The 377-nt window shown below is 52.8% G+C and carries 1 rRNA gene; it reads right to left on the minus strand.

Annotated features, from left to right (window positions below):
• Positions 1-377, minus strand: a 23S ribosomal RNA gene (locus tag NQ018_RS11370); the annotation flags it as partial.

The raw sequence follows: 377 nt of genomic DNA on the forward strand, positions 1-377 counted from the left end.
TCACCCCTACCCACAGCTCATCCCCTCAGTTTTCAACCTAAGTGGGTTCGCGCCTCCACAACATCTTACTGTTGCTTCACACTGGCCATGGGTAGATCACTTCGCTTCGGGTCCAGGACATGCCACTCAACAACACCCTCATTAGGATTCGCTTTCGCTACGGCTACCCACACTCATGGTTAACCTCGCGACATGCCGCTGACTCGCAGGCTCATTCTTCAAAAGGCACGCCATCACCCCAACAAAGTTAAGGCTCTGACGGATTGTAAGCACACGGTTTCAGGTACTCTTTCACTCCCCTCCCGGGGTACTTTTCACCATTCCCTCACGGTACTATCCGCTATCGGTCACCAATAGTATTTAGGCTTACCGGGTGG

The organism is Corynebacterium kozikiae, from assembly GCF_024580965.1.
Taxonomy (GTDB): domain Bacteria; phylum Actinomycetota; class Actinomycetes; order Mycobacteriales; family Mycobacteriaceae; genus Corynebacterium; species Corynebacterium kozikiae.